General features: G+C 54.7%; 3 protein-coding genes. All 3 read right to left on the bottom strand.

What is annotated here, in order from left to right; all coding sequences use genetic code 11:
* Window positions 1-48: 48 nt before the first annotated feature.
* The gene (locus ABJN75_RS02120; RefSeq protein WP_348436401.1) at window positions 49-1,053 is read right to left on the bottom strand and encodes an IS30 family transposase; all 1,005 of its coding nucleotides are present in this window, start codon (window positions 1,051-1,053) and stop codon (window positions 49-51) included.
* A gap of 97 nt (window positions 1,054-1,150) precedes the next feature.
* On the bottom strand, window positions 1,151-1,984 hold the full coding sequence (locus tag ABJN75_RS02125; RefSeq protein ID WP_240672155.1) for an MBL fold metallo-hydrolase: 834 nt from the start codon (window positions 1,982-1,984) through the stop codon (window positions 1,151-1,153).
* A gap of 138 nt (window positions 1,985-2,122) precedes the next feature.
* A partial coding sequence (locus tag ABJN75_RS02130) for a biotin transporter BioY (RefSeq protein ID WP_348436403.1) occupies window positions 2,123-2,765 on the bottom strand: 643 nt, incomplete at its 5' end.

Here is a 2,765-nt window from a genome sequence, read left to right on the forward strand (position 1 = left end):
TGTGAGTTCCACTTCGATTGCATCGGTTTACGGGGGCAGGGTACCTCATTAACGCTCCAGTTTCATCAATTCATCTCTGAAGGCTTCGGCCGGTGTCCTGTAGCCCAGACATTTGCGCGGCGTCGCGTTCAGGCGGTCGCAAATCGACCCGATATATCGATTTGGGAGCGACAGCAGAGCCGTGTCCCGCGGTAGGTATCTGCGCACCCGTTTGTTCATGTTCTCGACAGAGCCCTTTTGCCACGGAGCCTGTGGGTCGCAGAACCAAGATTTGGTTCCCATGCCGGTCTTCAACTCCCGCCAGGATGTAAACTCGAACCCACGGTCGAAGGTGATGCTGCGACGGGCATCCGCGGGCAGGGGTGACATCACGTTGATCAGCTTGTTCATCAGCGGTCGCGACTTGCGGTCGTTGTTGCGCAGCAGAACGACGTAGCGGGTTTTGCGTTCGATCAACGTGGCGACATTTGCGTTACCCTGAGCGCGCTCAAAGATCATCAAATCGCCTTCCCAGTTGCCGAACAGGCTGCGGTCGTTGATCTCCTCCGGGCGGTTGTGAATGCTTGTTTCCAAGGGGAAAACCTCACCACGAGCCTTGCGGGCGTAGCGCGGTTTCCTCTTCCTCTGACGCTCTGGCAGATAGCGCCCAAGCTCCTGTGACTGGCCGCTCTTTGAATACACATACTGATAGATCGTCTCATGGCAAATCCGGTACGGCGCGCGCGGTTCGATCTTCAGTCGTCCGGCGATCTGTTCTGGCGACCAACCGCCTTTCAGTCTGCCAATCACTTCATTGCGCAAATCCTCATGCCGTTCCAATTTACGACGTTTCAGATGGCGACGATCCGCGAGAGCCTGCGCCGTCATATGCCAGTACCCATCAGCCTGCGGAACCTCGGTGTCATGCCACCAGTTGCGCTTGATCTCACGATGGATCGTTGAGCGGTCTCGGCCAAGCGTTTCAGCGATCTTGGTCTTTGTAGCTTTCGCCTGAAGCATCGTCGCTAAGATTCTGCGTTCATCCAAGTTCAGTTTACGGTAGGGTCTTCTCATCACATCCTCCTGATCTGCATCAAGAAATTATCCAGTGATGCAATCCAAAATGGAATGTGCCCAACACTAAGTATAAATACGCATAATGAAGTTTATGTTAATTTACCCTCCAGATCCCTTCTTCCTGAGCCACTCGCGATTCAGAAAGAAGTTTCTGTAAATGAGCCACAACATTCCTTTCGGCGGCCATTGCAATATGCGGGTCAGATTTCTTGTAGACTGAAGCGGCGATATTCTGGACTGTATCGGAAGTATTTAGGAGATGCTTGAGGATCTGGGTCTCGCGGCGCATCCGGTTGGCAAGTAACCGTTCGATGTAAGGGCGCGGATCCTGGAGTACGGGCCCGTGACCCGGCAGGCAGATCCTATCGTCGCGATCAATAAGCCGTTGAAGCTGGTCGCAGTAATCACGCATGTTGCCGTCAGGGGGGCTGACGATCGAACTGTTCCAACTCATCACGTGGTCGCCCGTGAATAACACTCCATCCAGCCTCGCAAAGCAGAGGTGATCGCTCGCGTGACCGGGTGTGTGAAGGACAGTAAGACCGGCAATCCTTTGCCCGTCTTCCAAAAACCCGTCGGGTTGAAATGCATCGTCTGGAAAGGCACGCGAAACATAAACGGGCAGACCTGTCCGTTCGCGCAATCCCGGCACGGCACCGAAATGATCGGAATGGTGGTGTGACACTAGAATTCCGGCCGGGTTGCCTCCCAGATTCTCGACAATTGCTTCGAAATGTGCACTGTCTTCTGCTGGACCCGGATCGAGAATGAACCGACCGTCAGGTGTATCAATGATGTAGCTGTTCGTCCCGTGATAGGTCATCTTCCCGGGATTGCTCGCAACGATCCTCAGGATTCCCTCGGCCACCTGTTCTGCACGCGCGCGACACGGTTCCGGCTCTGTGTGAAACATGCTGCGTTTTGTCATTGAATACGACCACTTTCTGACAGTGAAAAGTCTGGGACTTGCAAAGCCGCCTTTTGCTTTGCATAGCTTTGGAAGCCTCGGGCTGGCGTCCAGCGCCGGTCAGAACCGGCGCTGGAACAAGGCAACAAAGCCCAGCAGTCAAGCGTGACCCCGATTATGGAAACCTGTATACAGCACTACAGCAATTGCTGCCTTCGTCAGGTCTCCAAGCAGGAACGGGTAAAGCCCGGCGTTCAGCAATTTTTCGCCATAGCCGACAAAGCCACCCAACCAGAATAGCCCTGCGCAATACATAAGTATCGAACCGGAGAGGACCGCTACAGATGCTCTGATTGAAGGCGGAAGCCCTGCCAGCTTTTGAACCATCCATCCTGCAGCCGCCGCCGCGAGCGCAAACCCAATCAAGAATCCGCCAGTGGGACCCGCAAAATAGGCCAGACCCGCCGGTGCGGGAGGCGTGCCAGCGAAAACCGGCAGGCCAAACAGACCTTCCAGAAGGTACGCAGCGACAACTAGACTACTGCGCACCGGCCCCAGGAAAAGGCCGAGACCCAAGACCACCAGGGTTTGTGTTGACATCGGTACCGGGTAGAACGGCACCGCGATTTTGGCGGATAGTGTCAGAAGTATTGTGCCGATGAGTATTATTGAGATCTCTCGGGTCAGTCTTGCGACCGGTTGGCGTTGAGTGGCTTCCAAATTCATCTGTTTCGTCCTTGTTTCTGTAGATCGTTGATTTGCTGGATAGGGAAGCTCACATGCGCTTGGCGACTTCTTCCAG

Origin of the sequence: Hoeflea sp., from assembly GCF_039975035.1 — a bacterium.
GTDB lineage: Bacteria > Pseudomonadota > Alphaproteobacteria > Rhizobiales > Rhizobiaceae > Hoeflea.

Coding starts and splice junctions, on each gene's coding strand:
- ABJN75_RS02125 (WP_240672155.1), bottom strand. CDS start 1,984: ATGACAAAACGCAGCATGTTTCACACAGAGCCGGAACCGTGTCGCGCG.
- ABJN75_RS02120 (WP_348436401.1), bottom strand. CDS start 1,053: ATGAGAAGACCCTACCGTAAACTGAACTTGGATGAACGCAGAATCTTA.